We start from the raw sequence: 16310 nt of genomic DNA on the forward strand, positions 1-16310 counted from the left end.
GCCTCGGGGGACACGGGATGTCAAAAAGCCCGGCAGCGAGCCGGGCTTTTTTAAAGGACTATTTTAACAGTGGCTTCAGGAATTTGCCTGTTTCGCTGGCAGTGACCTTGGCGACCTTTTCAGGTGTTCCGGCGGCCACGATCTGACCTCCGCCCTTGCCGCCATCCGGCCCCAGATCAATAACGTGATCCGAGGATTTGACGACTTCCATGTTGTGCTCAATGACCAGCACGGTGTTCCCTTGATCGGCGAGCTCCTGAATCAGCTCCACCAACTTGCGGACGTCATCGAAGTGCAATCCCGTGGTCGGCTCATCCAAAATGTACAGCGTCTTGCCGGTGCCTCGGCGGGAAAGCTCTTTGGAAAGCTTCACACGCTGGGCTTCACCCCCCGACAACGTTGTCGAGCTCTGCCCCAGGGTCATGTAATCAAGACCCACTCGATGCAAAGTTTCAAGCTTGCGATAGATCTGGGTGTGGTTGCGGAAGAACTCCAAAGCTTCCCCCACGCTCATTTCCAGAACGTCGGCGATGGATTTGGATTTGTACTTGATATTCAAAGTCTCGCGGTTGTAACGGCGCCCCTGACAGGTATCGCAGGTCACGAAGACGTCACTGAGGAAGTGCATCTCCATACGGATCTGCCCATGTCCCATACAGGTTTCACAGCGCCCGCCTTTGACGTTGAAGCTGAAACGACCCGGTTCATAACCGCGCAGTTTGGAATCCGGCAGGTTCGCAAACAGATCACGAATCATCGGGAACAATCCCACATAAGTCGCCGGGGTCGAACGCGGTGTGCGTCCGATCGGTCTTTGGTTGATGTCGATGACTTTGTCGATCTTATCCAGGCCTTCGATTTTCTTATAAGGCGACGGCTGCGCCAAAGCCTTGTAAAAATGCTGCGCCAGAATCTTGTAAAGTGTGTCGATGATGAGCGTACTTTTTCCGGAACCCGAAACCCCAGTCACCGTCGTAAAAGTCCCCAGTGGGATTTCCAGATCCACATTCTGCAGATTGTTTCCCGTCGCCCCGGTCAAACGCACAAACTGCCCGTTGCCTTTGCGGCGCTCTTTCGGAATCGGAATGCGCATTTCACCGTTCAGATATTTTCCGGTCAAAGAATTCGGATTGGCGGCCAGTTCATCCGGCGTGCCTTGCGCCATCATTTCTCCGCCCAGAACCCCGGCACGAGGTCCCAGATCGACAACAAAGTCAGCGTAGCGGATGGTGTCTTCATCGTGCTCAACCAGCAAGATGGTGTTTCCACGCTCTTTCAGCTCGCCGATGATATCGAGCAGCCGGTGGTGATCGCGCGGATGCAGGCCGATACTTGGTTCATCCATCACATACAGACAGCCGATCAAAGAGGATCCCACTTGGGTTGCCAGACGAATACGCTGGGCTTCCCCGCCGGAAAGCGTGCGTGAAGGACGGCTCAGGGAAAGATATCCCGTGCCCACGCGGATCAGGTAATCCAGACGGGCCAGAATTTGCTTAACGATTTTTTCAGCAATCAACTGATCTTTGGACTTCCACTGAAGCTTGGCCACCCAGTCGCGCAATTCATGCGCCCCCAGATCCGACAGCTCGGCGATGGTTTTTCCCCCCAGACGGATATTCAGGGCTTCATTTTTCAAACGAGCCCCGTGACAGTCCGGGCAATCGTTCAGAACCATTTCTTCGCCCTCTTCGTCATCCTCGTCCGAAGTTTTTTTGCCTTTGTATTTATAGACGACTTTGTCCAGCTTCTTGCCGCCCACTTCGCCGTCAGAGAACTGCTCTTCTTCTTCCAGATCAATTGTTCCCAGCCCATTGCATGTCGGGCAGGCCCCGCGCGGGTTGTTGAAGCTGAACAGGCGAGGTTCAATTTCGGGGAAGCTGTAACCGCACTCAGGACATGCCGAGTGCAAAGAATAACTGGTGCGCTCCCCGTCCAGGGTTTCGATGATCACGCGGCCATTGGCCATGCTCAGAGCGGTGTTGATGCTTTCTGAAAGGCGCAGTTTCAGCGTGTCTTTCAGGATCAACTGATCCACCACCAGATCAATATCGTGCGTTTTGGTTTTGGCAAGTTTCGTGGCCTTGTCGAGTTCAATCATCTTGCCGTCGACTTTGGCTTTCACGAATCCTTTTTTGGCCCAGCGCTGGAACTCGGCCAGGAACTCACCCTTTTTGCCGGAGGCCATCGGTGCCAGCACATAGAACTTGGTACCGACACCTTTTTTAAAGACCTCTTCAATGATCTGTTGCGGGGTTTGACTGCTCACCGGGATGTGGTGAGTCGGACATTCCGGAATTCCCAGTTTGGCAAAAAGAAGACGAAGATAGTCGTAAATTTCTGTCACCGTCCCCACGGTCGAACGCGGATTGGTGCTGACCGATTTCTGGTCAATCGCAATGGCAGGAGAAAGCCCGGTGATGGAATCCACTTCCGGTTTTTTAAGCTGTTCAAGGAAGTTGCGCGCGTAAGCAGAAAGACTTTCCACATAACGACGCTGACCCTCGGCATAGACCGTATCAAATGCCAACGACGACTTCCCGCTGCCACTCAACCCCGTAAACACCGTGATCTTGTTGCGCGGAATAGTCACACTGACATTCTTCAGATTATGCTCTTTTGCACCCTTAACTACGATTCCATCTTCAGCATGCGACATAACTCCAAAGTCTAAGCCCGAGCCTCGCAGAAAGAAAGCCGAAAAAGAACAAGCCAAGCTGGTCAAAAGGGTCCATAGGCAAGACGGAGCACGTCGCAGTGAAGCGAAAGGCCTGACAACGCAGTCAGATGGGCCCTTTTCAGCAGCCGATTAAAGGCCGAAGCCGCATTTTCGTTTTAAATAAGAGTCAAAGTCGGAGTCCGAGAAATACTTAAAGTGCACGGGAGAGTTCTGAGCCTGATTCGGCCACAGATCGCGCACAGGGACTTTGCAGGATTTGCCTTGTTTGGTCACCGTCGCCGTGCCGTTTGCCAGCAGACGAGGTTCTTCACCCCGACGATCGACCCGGACCATAACTCCGTTACCACGGTAGGACACTTTGGCAGGCGCCAAAATTTTACCTCCGCCAGTCATCGGACCGTCTTCAGAAAAGGCGCCACCGATGACTTCACGGGTTTGAGCATTATAAGTCACGGTTTCCCCGGTTGGCAGGGTCACGATCTGACGGTTCCCTTCCACGCGGATGTGCGGCAGAGTTTTACGCGGGAACAGCATGATGTAACTTTCCTGCGTATGGCTGACTGTCGCATTGGGAGAATCACTGATGCTGATTCCAATATCCTGACGGGCTCCGGCTTCGTATTCGAAAGACCATTCGCGAATGCGGTACTCTCCCTTGGAAACAATTTTATTAGGGCCCATGTTTCTAAGTTTGAATTTCCCCTCGGAGCTGTCCCCTTCAAAAACACAACTGTCATAGGTCCCAAGAGTTCGACAGCGCGTTGGACGAATCCCAAATGGATTCACCGTCCGAGTCGGAGAACGCAACACCGGCGCATCGGAAGAAGACCGTGGTGCAAAAGTGCTTACAACCTTCGCAGAGTCATTCGGCACCGTATCGCGAGCTTGTTCCTTGGTCACTTCACAGCCATCACAAGGCTTGGTCTCTTGAACTTTTTTATTGGCATCACGAATCTGCTGGTTCAGTTCTTGAACAACCTGCTTTTCTTCCGCTTTTTCCGCCGCCGCAGGAACCCGTAAAGCCTCAGTCTTGCGAGTCGTCTCAGCCGACTTGGCCTTTTCAACATCCGCCGAAGCCAAAGCCTCGCCGGCCGCCTCGGTATTTTCAAAAAGTTTCATCCCCGGATCCGAAGGCTTATAATAAACCCAAACCTTCTCGCCCTTATGCTTCCCGGAAAGAACTTCGACTTTCAGACCGTAGTTACCCGAAGCAAACTGTTTTGTTTCTTCAATTTTCCCCCGAGTCCCCGGAGGCATGACAAATTTGACGTTACGAGTGGATTTCAAAAAGTTAGCCGAATAACGAGCATTAAAGTAGCCCTCGAGCTCAACAACCCCGCCACTGCTCACACCCAAAATAAGAGGAATCAGCAGGAATACTCCCCACCGTTTCATAGCCAACTTCATAAAGAAGTTATCGGCCGTTCCAAAACAAGACTTAACAGGACGTTGAAAAAGGCCCATCGTCTTCGTTGTCGAGCCTCATCTTCCACTCCAGCGCACATTAAGTACGCTTCTGCTACAGCTGAGACCCTCCGCCTCGCCGCTGAACCTTTTTGAACGTCCCGACCCCGACCAAAATCCCACAACGACAGGCGAAACTGAGCCCCCACCCAATAACGCAGTGTAGATGTAAAAAGTCACCAGGCACCTTTTAAAAACGCGATGGCACAGCCGAGCCCCGTCCGGGCGGCCCGCGAAGCGCAGCCAATCCCCAACTATAGAGGTCGTTCAAAAAGGTCCAGATTCGAGGCGGAGGTCGGCCCTCGCAGCGCAGGCGTGCTCCGAGCACGTCGGAGCGAGAAGGCCGATCTCCAACGAAGAAGATGGGCCTTTTTCAACGGCCGTTTCTTAAAGATTCTTGGCTTGGCAGGAGGGGCAGATCCCGTACAGCTCCAGGATGTGATGGGTCAGCTTAAATCCAAACTGATTCGCCACCTTCTCTTGCAGTCCTTCGATGGCTTTGTTCTCGAACTCGCAGATCTTCCCGCACTTCACACACGTCAAGTGATCGTGGTGACCTTTCGGGGTCAACTCGTAACGAGCTGGCAGGCCACCCATGCGGACTTCCGTCACGAAAGTGCCTTCGGTCAGGGTTCTTAGGAAACGGTAAACCGTGGCAAAGCCAATGTCCGGATGTTCTTTATTCAGTTTTTCGTAAAGCTCTTGAGCGGTGACGTGACGACGGCCTTCATGCAGGGCCTTTAAGATCGCCATACGCTGACTGGTGACTTTCAGGTTCAAGGCACGGATGATGCGCTTCAATTCAGCTTCGTCGAACTGATCGGCGTGAACGACGATGTCGTCATCATGCTGTCTTGGAAGAAATGGAACTGTGTCTTTACCCATGGTCACCTCAGGGCTTCGTTATAGGTGAAGGCCCCGAAGATGTCCAATTTATTAAGAATCATTTTCATTTGGTTTCCAGTAAGCTGACACTGGACGGCTAAAAACTGCGTAGTTTCAAGCCTTTAGAAATATGAGAAACGGCATTGTGAGGGTGCAGACTCTCGACATGGCTGAATTCAGCCACGTAGTCCAAAACATCCACCTTGGCGTCCAAAGCTTCCTTCACACGGCGGGCAGCGTCTTCACAGAACATCAGGTTCTGGCCGTTGCGCAGAGCGAACTCCTGCTCGTCCTCGCGTTTAACTGCGCCCTGAACAGCCGTCTGCAAAGCTTCTTCAACAATGTCGATCAGATCGCCATAGTTGTAGTTCGCCCCCACTTCCGCTTTCACACGGGCAAAACTGCGCTGGGCGTGCGGAGTCGCCACGATCCCCTGCGGAGTTCCCAGCCAGGAATGAACCACATCGAAATCCAGCGGTTTGTCAGAGGAAAAATTCTGTTTAAAGCCATCCTGAATCAACTGACGGGACAACGCCGCCGACGCCGGGCAGGTGCTGGAGTAAGTCACCACAACCTCAACGAAGTAGCTGATCTGCCCTTCTTCATTGAAGGCCGAAGTGATCACCGGATAAGAGCGCCAAGCCTGGTTGTTGCTTTTCAAAGCCTTGCGCACCAGAGGAGCTTCAAACTGCACCTGCACCAGAGCTTTGGTGGAAAGGTCTTCGTGAGTGCGCAGGAATTCTGTGGTCACATTGCCCAGCAGCCCCAGGGACAGTTCCGACTTGGTCAGAAGCTCCTGAGACAAAAGATACAGGCGCGACATGTGGATGCCACGGGACGGTTTTTTATCAAGACTGACTTTCGCATCCACGCGTGCGGGAATGCGATAAACCCCATCAGCCTGCTTCAACATCACCGGCAGTTCGATAGAGCCCATACCGACCCAGTCGATCGGGGCAAAACGTTCAGAGTGGGTTTCTTTGGCTACGTCAGGAAGAGATTGTTTCGTCATAAATTTATATCCAATTCACCGCTGGTCTTATCGCAATTTCCTGTAAATGGCTCTCACTTTTCCCACCCAGCGAAGCTTTTTCAGACAGGTACTGCCCCGAAGCCTTTGAAGCACCGCAAGACAGAGCCTTAATATGGGTGGCGCCCTCGATAAGAAGCGATATATTGGGCCCCTATGTCACAAAAGCAACTGATCCTCGCAAGCACCTCGAAGTACCGCCAAGAGCTTCTTTCTCGATTGGCTTACAGCTATTCGGCCCAAGCGCCTTTGATTGACGAAGAAAAAGAGAAAGACCCGGCCCTGGCGCCGCAGGCTCTGGCGGAAAAACTGGCGGACCTCAAAGCGGCCAGCCTGAAAGCCGCCGGCAAAGTCGTCATCGGTGGCGACCAACTGGTGTCCTTCGAAGGCCGCATTATCGGCAAGGCCCACACGGCGGAACGCGCTGTCGAGCAACTGATGTCCATGCAGGGAAAAACTCATGATCTGATCACCGCGATCTGCGTTTATGACGGCGACAAGAAAATCGCCTATACCGATATCACCCGCATGCACATGAAGAAAATGACCCGCGCCCAGATCGAACGTTATGTGCAACTGGACAATCCGATTGATTGCGCTGGCAGCTACAAAATTGAAAAACACGGCATCATGCTGTTTGATAAAATTGAAAGCCAGGATTTCACCGCGATTCAAGGATTGCCCTTGATCGAGCTTGGCAAAATATTAGAGAATGCAAACCTATGAACGATACACAGAAAAAACTATTTGAAGCCGCCTGCAAGGCCCAGAAAAAAGCCCATGCCCCTTATTCCGACGCCCTGATTGGGGCGGCGGTGCTGATGAGCGACGGACAGATTTTCAATGGCTGTAATGTTGAAAATGCCTCTTACGGCGGCACCGTGTGTGCGGAACGCGTGGCGATCTTTAAAGCGGTCAGCGAAGGCGCACAAAAACTGATCAAGGAAGTGCTGGTTGTCAGCGATGCTGAAAAACCATGGCCACCGTGCGGATTCTGCCGTCAGGTGATTGCAGAGTTTGCCAACGAACACACCGTGATTCACACCGCGAACCTGCAGGGTAAAATCAAGACCTTCCAGTTCCCGGAAATCTTCCCCGAAGCCTTTACTCCAAAGCATTTGGATTAGACAATCAGGGAAAAGGGAAATCCAATGCCGTTTTTACTGCTGGTTTTATTTCTTTTTTCCCCCTGGGCTGAGGCTAAGAAAATCATCTTTGCCTCAGATCCCTATCCGCCGTTCATCTATGAACAAAATGGCGAAGCCAAGGGCACGGCTGTGGATGCCCTGGAAAAAATTCTGGAAATTCCCCGCAAAGACCTCGAGATCCGCATTATTCCCTGGAAGCGCGCGCTGAAAGCCGCCGAACAAGGCAGCGTTGACATCATCGGTCCGATGCAAATCGATCCCAAAAAGGACTATCTGCTGTTCACCAAGAAGGTCTTTCCGTCCGAAGAGGCCGTATGGACCCTGGCCTCCAGCCAGTACCTGAGTCAACTGAACTGGAAGACCACAGAAGAACTGCGCAATCACAATCTGGGGTATGTTCTGGGTTATGAATACGCCGAGCCCTTCGGAAGTTACTTGAAATCCCCTCTGGCGAAAAAAGTCGAAGTGCAGGACGTGATTCAGGGCATGCGCAAGCTTTTGTCCGGCGATATCAGCCTGTTTATCTGCAACACTCAAGTTCTGGAATTTTACGCCAAAAGCGAAGGCATTCCGCTGAAGACCTTCAAACGCATTGGTCCGCCTATTGTTGAAGAATTCGGAGTTTTTGGAATTTCACACAAATCCAAGCTGGCGCGCGATCTGGACAAGATCAATGCGCGCATTTCGAAACTGCCACCGGCAAAGTCCGCCTTGAATTAACGGAAACTTGAGAAGTAATTCCAGAACGCGCCCGACTTGGCCTGCAGTTGTTCTGTCATTTTGCGCAAAGCCTGAAGATAAGGCTTGAACTCGGGCTCTTTGGCCGCCGCCAGGATTTTTTCAGCCTTGGCAAAGTTATCCAAAGCATAGGAACGGCGAAGCTCCAGCCCCAGCGCATTGGTTTCAGAGGTTTTCGGATCCACCGAGAACTGCACCCGCACACCATAGTGATCCGACAAGGGACGACGTGGTGTCCCCTGCATATTCACCTGCCCGTCCACAACCTGAAGGGTCGTGCCTGAAGCGCCAACATTAGAATAGAAGATGTAGTCAAAAACCTGATCACTGAACAGCCAGCCCAGCGGGTTTCTTGCACAGTAAGTGCAATAGCCTTTTTTAGGGTATCCACCCATGGCGTCTTCCATCGCATCACGCGTGGCCAGAGTCGCCATCACAAAACCGCGCTCAACACTGTCGACATTGGCGTTAAAATCACCAGACAAAAGCATCTTCAGATCCTGATGTTCCATGCGCCAGCGCAACAGATCCAGAACCTGGGTCAGGCGCACGGCTTCGGATGTCGGGTGCAAATGGGTGTTGATAAAATAAAAGTCCTCGTCGATACCGAAGAATCCGGATTTAACAACGTGGAAGGCTTTTTTCACATTCAAGGCCTCACGGACCGTATCCAGCACACCGCCTTCATTGTTCACCGCAAAAGAGTGGGTTTCCGTGCCCTTCACATCACCCATAAACAAAGACATCACCCCGATACGTTCGGTTTTATTGGGTGCACTGATGCTGTATTGTCTTTTCAGGTCATTTTCGATTTGATTGATTTGCGAATCATTCCAGACTTCCTGCAAGTGGACCACGTCACACTTGGGAATGCCCTGTAAAAGAGCCGTCATGCGCCCCGTGCGCTCTTCGATGCCCTTGGCGTACACCGGACCATAGGCATTGAAATTCTGCAGGCAGAATCTTGGCGGTCGATTGTCAGGAACCCAATACTGCTCGGCAAAGGCCTGAGCCGACATCAGAAGAGCACCACCCAATAGCCATGCTTTAAGTTTCATAAAGAAGTCCTCGCCGCCTAAAAATTCAGGGCATCCGGGAACTGATATTTCAAGAGTCGTGCAAAGCCGAGGAAGCTTTATATTGAAGGCCGCAGCCCCCGGACTGTCAAAGATATCGACACTGAACCCGAGTGCGGCATTAAAGCGCGGAATAGGACTTTTTCACAGGATTTTTTTTACTGTTGCGGGGGAACTCTCCGGTGGCAGCCCCTTCGCTGCGAAGATGGCGCAGAACAATCTTCTCATAGGTTCCGGACTTTTTCAGATCGCTTAAGGACTGGTTGAACTTCTTCACCAACTCCACGCCGTTTGGATGACTGCGACTGACAATAAAATACAACTGCGTTTTCGGCAGCAGATGCGGAATCAAGCTGACTTTTTCAACAAGCCCGGTTTCCCGCAAAGCCGCTTCACCTTGAGCATCATCGGTGACAAAGAAATCTGCCCGCCCACTGTTGACCATCTTTGCACAGGTCGCAGTGTTTAAGGCTTCAAACACTTTCACGTGTTTTTTCTGAACCATCTCCGCCAGTTCAGGAGTCGCCGGAACCCATCCCAGGGGCAGGCAGTAGGTTTTTCCGTGCAGACTTTCCAGACTGGAATAGAAACCGCTTTCCCCTTTTGCGGTGAACACCGTATTGCGGACCTCATAAAGAGGTTCAGAAAAAAGGAATTCTTTTTCACGATCATTCGTTTTCAAATAGGGAAACAGGCCATCGAACTGCGCCTGTCGGGCCTTTTCAAAACCGCGCCGCCACGGCAACCAGGTCAGATCCATCGAATGCCCCATGCCGGAAACCACTTCCTGCACAATCTCTGTCACCATACCACCCCGTGACAGCTTCTGTCCGGTATAGGGTGCATAGCCGTCATCTGTGCTCAGCTTCACAGTTTTAGACCAGGCTGGAGGGGTCATCAAAAGAGCTGCCAGAACGATCCATCTCATGCCTTTATTATCGGTTTCTTTCCCACTGATTTTCATTAAGGCACAGCAATGATGCGCTAAAACCCCAACACCGGAAAATAAATCATTAACTATGAGGATTGTTCCTATTGCGTTTTGGTAATTGGTCTTCTGAGCCCGCATCTCTTACAACAGGAGCTTACTGAGGTCGCATTGGTTCACAAGGTTCTGTTTTTACTTTTAACTGCTTGTGCATGGTCACAGCAAAGTCTTGCTGCCAAAGCCGGCACAGTCATTCATCTGCTCACCATGGAAGCGCCACCCTTTATGAGCAACTCTCTGCCGGAACAAGGTGCGGCGGTCTATGCCCTTCGCCAGATCTATAAAAAGAACGGCTATGACCTGAAGGTCACTTTCACCCCTTACCTGCGGGCTAAAATTCAGGCTCTGCAGAAAGACGACGTGTCCGGATTTTTTCCCGCCGCCCAGGAAAACATCGCTTCCGGCTATGTGCTTTCCAAAATCATGTACGTCACCCCTTGGGGCTTTGCTGAACGCAAAGACAAGCCCATCATCTGGAATCAACCCGAGGATCTTTTGCCCTATAAGATCGGCAATGTGATGGGTTATGAATTGTCCCGAGTCCTGGTGCCAGCCCAGAAAAAGAAAAAGTTCCATATCGAAAATGTTTCCAGCGATGAGCAGAATTTGCTGAAACTTGCCAAGAAACGTGTGGACCTGGCGTTTATCGACGCCACCATGTTTGAATATCTAATGAAAAGCAGCCCCAACCTTCGCCCCTATCAGAATCAACTTCAGATGAATGGCAAAATCATTCGCATGGATGAATACGGCGTCGCCTTCAAAAACAGCGGCAAGGGCAAAGAACACCTTGAGACTTTCAACCGACTTATTCAAAAAGAAGAGTTCCACCGTCTGGTGGAACTCTATTTTAAAACTCACTTAACTGATTAACTTAAACGCTCAGACAAACGCCTTCCGCCAACACATTGACACGGATGGATTCAAGACTGCTGCCGGAGGAAAGTTTATGGCCTTTCAGGGACGCTGCCTGAGCCAGAACATCCTCCAGCCCCGACAACGACAGGCCCTTCAACAGACGGAAGCCTTCGTGCTGATAGTCTGCTTCGCAGTCAAAGACCCGGCACCAGACAAAATCAAGGCGCAGAAGCTGACTGCCCTGCCCTTGAGGCACCAGTTCCAAGAAATGGGAATAAACGAAACGCTGCTGTTCCGGGGATTGCTGCGAGTTCCACTGGAAACTCCAGCCTCGCTCTTCACGGAATGTCAGGCTGGTTAGCACTGCGTCTGCCGCCTCGGCATTTTCCGCAAGCTTCAGGCGAGCCACCGCCATCACTTCCGCCAAAGCGTGATTCAAGCTGGCGCTTTTGGAAACGAACAAATCCCTCTCCAGCTCGGCCTTCAAAGCCCCCAGCCACTGATCCACGTCCATCAGGTTCACACTCATCCCGGACAAGGGATCAATGCGTCCGCTCTTCGGGGAAAACCCGGCAGCCAGATGAAAAAGAAAACCCCGTCGTGATGACAGGGCTCCTTTTAACGTGATTCGAATGGGAATCTCTCTGACAAATTGAAGCATTAGTTCAACTGCAGAACTTGAGTGTTCATAGTCACGTGGGACTTGGAACGGAACATATTGATCCATGCTTCAAACATGCCGTCGCCACGGCGTTTTTGCATCATCTCTGCAGACATTGGCTCCAGAGCGGTTTTGACTTCTTCAATTTTGCTTTCTTTCAGTTTCAAAACGTATTTGCTGTTGCCGTCACGAACCAGGCGCTTCAACAAAGGCTCTGTTTTGCTCAGCTCAAAGACCGCTTCCGTAGCCACTGAGCTGGTGATTTTCGGGAAAGTCTCAGAACCCAGTTCAACCAAACCGGTTTCTTCCCAAGTCGCTTTCAGCTCTTTCAGTTGTGCGTTAACTGCGGCTTCGTCGCCTTTTACCAAAGCCTCATCCAAAGCTTTGATAGCTGCGTCGGCTTTTTCCTTGGTCATAGCCTTAGTCGCCGCTTCAGAGTCGATTTTCACAAAAAGAACATTGATCTTTGCCGCGCGCAGATCCTGGATCTTTTTCAGTTCCACCGCTGTTGGTTGAGTCGCCAGTTCGAACAAAGCACGAGTGCGAACGTTGGAGATGTCTTTACGGATTCTATCTTCAAAGTTAGCCGGAGTGGTGCGCGTTTGCTCGATAAAACGCATGTAGTATTCTTTCTGGAACATGCCGTTTTGCTGAAGGAACGGGATGTCTTTCACGATATAGTCGCGAACTTCCGCGTCTGTCGCCAAAATGCCGTTCTTTTGAGCAGCCTGGGACACAAGTTCCATGCGCACCAGATTCTCCAGCGCTTGCTGGCGCAGAAGTTGACGCTGAGAGCTAAAGTCCATCTGGGTTCCGAACAGGTTTTGGTAGTACTGCTGGATGCGGTTTTCTTCATTTTGGAAGTCCGCCAGAGAAATCAGAGTGTTGTTCACGCGAGCCACGGAGCCAACGCCCGCACCCATTCTTTCGGGCATCCCGAAGAAGACGAAAACCATAATGATGGCACCGAAAATAACCATCGCCGTCACGCTCTTCGCGTTGATTCCTCGCTTCATCTTTTCTGCCATATTATCGCTCATAACTTTTCCTTCCTTAATCAAGCTATCAAACAAACCGCTTCATTACCTTACGAATTTTATAAATATTCAAGGGGAAATTGTTGTATTCCTTAGCGGTTTTTACTAGCGTTGAGAAATATTAATACAGCAAAGCCACAGTCCGCAGAAAACGACGCGATGCTCTTTGCTGGTTTTAAAGATGGTATTTAAAAAGAGGAACGACTTTGAATTTCTTCAACTTTGATCTCAAGAAACTTGTGATGATCGGGATTGTCCTGGCTCTGCCACTGATTTCCATCAACATGCAGCAGCGCCCGCAAGAGTCCAACTGGCTGGCAAAACCCTTCAGCCTTCTGGGCAGCGCGGTTTCTGAATCCTTCTATGGCTTCAGTTCCGGCGTCAAAGGCACCACCGCCATGTATCTTGATCTTATCAACATTAAGAAGCACAGCGAACAACTGACCAGCACCAACAATGAACTTCAGGCGCGCCTGGAAAAAATGAACGAGTTGCTGATTGAAAACGACCGCCTGCGCGGTCTTTTGACGTTCAAAGAACAAACCAAAATGTCCCTGATGGCAGCACAAGTCATCGGTCGTGATCTGGTGATTGACCACAACACCATCACTATCAACAAAGGAACTCAAGACGGCCTGAAAGCCGGCCAGGCGGTGATCACCACTGGCGGGGTTCTGGGTTACATCTTCAAGCCGGACACCTTCACTTCGCATGTGATGCTGATCACCGACCGCTATGCGGTGGTGGATGGTATCGTGCAAAGAACCCGTGCCCACGGGATTGTCGAGGGTAAATCCCAGTACAGCAGCACTCTGCAACTGAAATACGTGGAAAGAACAGAAGACGTTCAGGAAGGCGACCTGGTTGTGACCGGCGGCCTTGACAACATCTTCCCGAAAGGGTTCCCGGTGGCCGTAGTCGATTCCGTGGAAAAGAAAACTTTCAGCGTATCCTTGAAAGTCGACCTGCGCCCGGTGGTGGACCCTTACAAAGTGGAAGAGGTCTTTGTCGTGCTTCAGGGTAACAATGAGGATTTCGGCGACAAGTTCGCGCCTGCATCTGCAACTGCGACAACCGAAACCACGGCGGAAGGCGCTGCGCCCGCAACGCCTCCGGCAGCGACTGTGGCTCCTGCTGCGACGCCAGCCGCGACTCCGGCTGTGAAGCCAGCGGCAACTCCGGCAGCCAAGCCGGCGGCGACTCCTAAACCTCAGGAGAACAGACAGTGAAAATCCGCTGGAATGCCCTTTTGAATTTCCTGGTTTTCCTGGCAGTGCTGATGCTGCTGGCGGGATTCCAGACAACCTTCTGGTTCCAGCTTTTCGGGAATGTTCCTTCCCCGCTGCTGTGGCTGAATCTGGTTGTATATATGATCCTTTATCGTAAACCGTTCCCGGCCATCTTCACGATTTACGCCATGGGCTTCATTTTGCTCACATTCACCGCGATGCCGCTGAAGATGATGTGGATCAGCCTCATTATTCTCTTTACCTTGGTCTATACTATCAAGAGTCGCGTCTTTTGGTCCGGCTCAGGATATTATACGATTATGTGTGCATTCTCTGCCGTGGCCTATCACCTGATCTATTTCTTTGGATCCATGGTGCTGGAGAAAAACCCTGCGAGCTTTGAGATTGTCGATCGCCTTGTACAAATCATCCTGACTCCCTCCTTTGCATTCCCGATGTACTGGCTGCTGGCCAAGATCGACAAGGTCACTCAGGACGAGCTGGTTCATGAGCCCGGAGGATTGGAGCTATGAGTACATACGTCAGTAATCCGGACGAGGCAAAAGAGTACCTGGGCCGGTACAAGATCTTTTATATCGCCATCGGCTTTGCCCTGACCATCTTCACGATGCGTCTGTGGTATCTGCAGATCATTTCTGGTAATGAGCTGCGCGAGTTCTCGGAAAAAAACCGTATCAAACAAAACAAAATCACCGCTCCGCGCGGTCTGATGCTGGATCGTGATGGCAAAGTGCTGGTGGAAAATCTGCCGGGCTTTGAGGCCATCCTGTCCCCGCAGTACATCGAAAGCCTTGATGAGCTGGCAAAAACTGTCGGCCCGGTTCTGGGCATGGAACCGGAAAAAGTGGTTCTGAAGGTTCAGAAAAGCCGCCGCCAAAACGGTCCGTTTGCACAGATCCGTCTGAAAGAAAACCTGAGCCGCGAAGAAGTCTTCCGTCTGAAACGCATGCGTCTGGACACTCCGGGCCTTGAGATCCGCGAATCCATCGTGCGCTTCTATCCATTGCGTGACAACGGCGCACAACTGTTTGGTTACGTCGGAGAGATTTCCAAGCGTCAGTTACCGGTACTGAATGACCTGTACAAAGGCGCACTGAAGTTTGACCAGGGTGACATCATCGGTAAATCAGGTCTGGAAGAAACCCTGGAAAGAGACATCCGTGGTTCTGACGGTGTCAGCTTCATCCAGGTCGACGCCCACGGGCGGGAAACGGTGACTCAGACACCAAACATTTACGGTGAGCAGATCAAGGACATGATCCCGGTCCACGGGAACAACGCAATTCTGACGATTGACCGTGATATCCAGGAAGCCGCCTTTAAGTCCTTCATGAGCTTAAACCGCATTGGTGCGGTTGTGGCAATGCGAACCAACGGTGAAATCCTGGCCTGGGTCAGCACCCCGTCCTTTGATCCGAATGAGTTTTCCACCGGTATTTCCGCGCAGACGTGGTCCAAACTGATCAACGATCCGTTCAAACCTCTGCGTAACAAAGTTATCCAGGATCACAATGCTCCGGGTTCGACTTTCAAACCTTTGGTGGCAGTTCCCGCTTTGCAGGAAAAAGTGATCACTCCGACCACAATTGTGTCAGCTCCGGGTGTGTTCTACTTCGGCCGTCGTCCTTATCATGACCACTTAAAAGGCGGTCACGGTAACATCACGGTGTTTGAAGCTTTGGAACGATCCTCCAACGTGTTCTTCTATAAGATGGGTATCGCGTTGGGCGTTGATAAAATGTTCGACTATATCAGTCTGCTGGGCATCGGTCAGAAAACCGGTATCGAGCTGGCGCGTGAGGTTTCCGGAACCATGCCAAACTCGGCTTGGAAAAAATCCACTGTCGGCGAAGAATGGCAGCCGGGGGAAAACCTTTCCACAGCGATCGGTCAGGGTTTCGTGAACGTAACTCCGCTTTCCATGGCGATTGCCTACAATGCGATCGGCACCGAGGGTAAAGTTGTAAAACCGTTCCTGCTTCGCAAGATCATCGACCAGGACGGAAAAGTCCTGCGCGAAAACTTCCCTCAGGTGGTTCGTGATCTGCAACAGACTCAGCCTAATGGTGTGAAGATCTCTGCAGAAACGTTTAAAACCGTCAAAGAGGGCATGCGCCGTGTGGCCAATGGCGAGCGCGGAACTGCGAAGCGCTACAAGGTTCCGGGCGTGCAAATGGCCGGTAAAACCGGGACAGCACAGGTTATGGGCTTCTCGGCGGATCAGATCTATGCGAAGTGCGAAAGCCGTCCGATTCACATGCGTCACCATGGTTGGTTCATTGCGTTTGCTCCGGCAGACAATCCGGAAATCACCATCGCCGCTTTGGCAGAACACTCGTGCCACGGAAGCTCCGGTGCGGCCCCGATTGTTCGCGACATTGTTGAAGCTTATTTCATGAAATATCACCCTGAAGTGATCGAAGCGGCGTTGAAAGCCACCGGTGGAAAACGTGCGCAAGCACCGGCCGCCGGACCGGAAGTTGAAGGAGAATAAG

The 16310-nt window shown here is 51.6% G+C and carries 15 protein-coding genes; 7 read left to right on the forward strand and 8 right to left on the reverse strand.

Annotated features, from left to right (window positions below; genetic code table 11):
• Nucleotides 1-58: 58 nt before the first annotated feature.
• The 4 genes from uvrA to folE2 all read right to left on the reverse strand — a co-directional run bounded on the left by uvrA (nucleotide 59) and on the right by folE2 (nucleotide 6041).
• Nucleotides 59-2659: an excinuclease ABC subunit UvrA gene (uvrA, locus tag ACZ520_RS11610; protein WP_088564888.1), complete on the reverse strand. Its 2601-nt coding sequence runs from the start codon at nucleotides 2657-2659 to the stop codon at nucleotides 59-61.
• Between the two features lie 150 nt (nucleotides 2660-2809).
• Nucleotides 2810-4075, reverse strand: coding sequence for a hypothetical protein (locus ACZ520_RS11615; protein WP_464125642.1), 1266 nt, complete (start codon nucleotides 4073-4075; stop codon nucleotides 2810-2812).
• Nucleotides 4076-4531: 456 nt separating this feature from the next.
• Complete coding sequence (locus tag ACZ520_RS11620) at nucleotides 4532-5029, reverse strand: Fur family transcriptional regulator (protein ID WP_088564887.1); 498 nt, start codon at nucleotides 5027-5029, stop codon at nucleotides 4532-4534.
• Nucleotides 5030-5126: 97 nt separating this feature from the next.
• Complete coding sequence (folE2, locus tag ACZ520_RS11625) at nucleotides 5127-6041, reverse strand: GTP cyclohydrolase FolE2 (RefSeq protein WP_417868562.1); 915 nt, start codon at nucleotides 6039-6041, stop codon at nucleotides 5127-5129.
• Nucleotides 6042-6215: 174 nt separating this feature from the next.
• On the opposite strand from folE2, the gene ACZ520_RS11630 reads away from it, so the two are divergent.
• The 3 genes from ACZ520_RS11630 to ACZ520_RS11640 are packed head-to-tail and all read left to right on the forward strand — an operon-like array spanning nucleotide 6216 to nucleotide 7927.
• Entirely contained in the window at nucleotides 6216-6785 is a 570-nt protein-coding gene (locus ACZ520_RS11630; RefSeq protein WP_088564885.1) for a Maf family protein, read from the forward strand.
• On the forward strand, nucleotides 6782-7186 hold the full coding sequence (locus ACZ520_RS11635) for a cytidine deaminase (RefSeq protein ID WP_011164863.1): 405 nt from the start codon (nucleotides 6782-6784) through the stop codon (nucleotides 7184-7186). Before ACZ520_RS11630 ends, ACZ520_RS11635 begins: the two co-directional genes overlap by 4 nt.
• Before the next feature lie 24 nt (nucleotides 7187-7210).
• Nucleotides 7211-7927: a substrate-binding periplasmic protein gene (locus tag ACZ520_RS11640; RefSeq protein WP_374033413.1), complete on the forward strand. Its 717-nt coding sequence runs from the start codon at nucleotides 7211-7213 to the stop codon at nucleotides 7925-7927.
• On the opposite strand, the gene ACZ520_RS11645 is transcribed toward ACZ520_RS11640, so the two are convergent.
• Together ACZ520_RS11645 and ACZ520_RS11650 are read right to left on the reverse strand one after the other, a co-directional pair.
• Nucleotides 7924-9003 carry an endonuclease/exonuclease/phosphatase family protein gene (locus ACZ520_RS11645; RefSeq protein ID WP_088564883.1) on the reverse strand — a complete coding sequence of 360 codons (1080 nt, stop codon included), beginning with the start codon at nucleotides 9001-9003 and terminating at the stop codon, nucleotides 7924-7926. The two genes, ACZ520_RS11640 and ACZ520_RS11645, sit on opposite strands and share 4 nt — an antisense overlap.
• A 139-nt stretch (nucleotides 9004-9142) precedes the next feature.
• Nucleotides 9143-9949 (reverse strand): substrate-binding periplasmic protein, encoded by an 807-nt coding sequence (locus tag ACZ520_RS11650; RefSeq protein WP_374030569.1) that lies wholly within the window; start codon nucleotides 9947-9949, stop codon nucleotides 9143-9145.
• Nucleotides 9950-10120: 171 nt separating this feature from the next.
• Between ACZ520_RS11650 and ACZ520_RS11655 the strand changes: the two genes are divergently transcribed.
• On the forward strand, nucleotides 10121-10882 hold the full coding sequence (locus ACZ520_RS11655) for a type 2 periplasmic-binding domain-containing protein (protein WP_464125646.1): 762 nt from the start codon (nucleotides 10121-10123) through the stop codon (nucleotides 10880-10882).
• A gap of 1 nt (nucleotide 10883) precedes the next feature.
• On the opposite strand, the gene ACZ520_RS11660 is transcribed toward ACZ520_RS11655, so the two are convergent.
• Complete coding sequence (locus tag ACZ520_RS11660) at nucleotides 10884-11396, reverse strand: hypothetical protein (protein WP_374033034.1); 513 nt, start codon at nucleotides 11394-11396, stop codon at nucleotides 10884-10886.
• A gap of 131 nt (nucleotides 11397-11527) precedes the next feature.
• Nucleotides 11528-12568, reverse strand: coding sequence for a SurA N-terminal domain-containing protein (locus ACZ520_RS11665; RefSeq protein ID WP_088564879.1), 1041 nt, complete (start codon nucleotides 12566-12568; stop codon nucleotides 11528-11530).
• A gap of 203 nt (nucleotides 12569-12771) precedes the next feature.
• On the opposite strand from ACZ520_RS11665, the gene mreC reads away from it, so the two are divergent.
• The 3 genes from mreC to mrdA are packed head-to-tail and all read left to right on the forward strand — an operon-like array spanning nucleotide 12772 to nucleotide 16309.
• Nucleotides 12772-13794 (forward strand): rod shape-determining protein MreC, encoded by a 1023-nt coding sequence (mreC, locus tag ACZ520_RS11670; protein WP_464125648.1) that lies wholly within the window; start codon nucleotides 12772-12774, stop codon nucleotides 13792-13794.
• Nucleotides 13791-14327, forward strand: a complete 537-nt coding sequence (locus tag ACZ520_RS11675) for a hypothetical protein (protein WP_015091519.1) — start codon at nucleotides 13791-13793, stop codon at nucleotides 14325-14327. Before mreC ends, ACZ520_RS11675 begins: the two co-directional genes overlap by 4 nt.
• Nucleotides 14324-16309 carry a penicillin-binding protein 2 gene (mrdA, locus tag ACZ520_RS11680; protein ID WP_088564877.1) on the forward strand — a complete coding sequence of 662 codons (1986 nt, stop codon included), beginning with the start codon at nucleotides 14324-14326 and terminating at the stop codon, nucleotides 16307-16309. The genes ACZ520_RS11675 and mrdA overlap by 4 nt, the downstream gene beginning before the upstream one ends.
• The last annotated feature ends 1 nt before the right edge of the window (nucleotide 16310 follow it).

It is taken from the genome of Bdellovibrio sp. BIS2 (assembly GCF_055398295.1).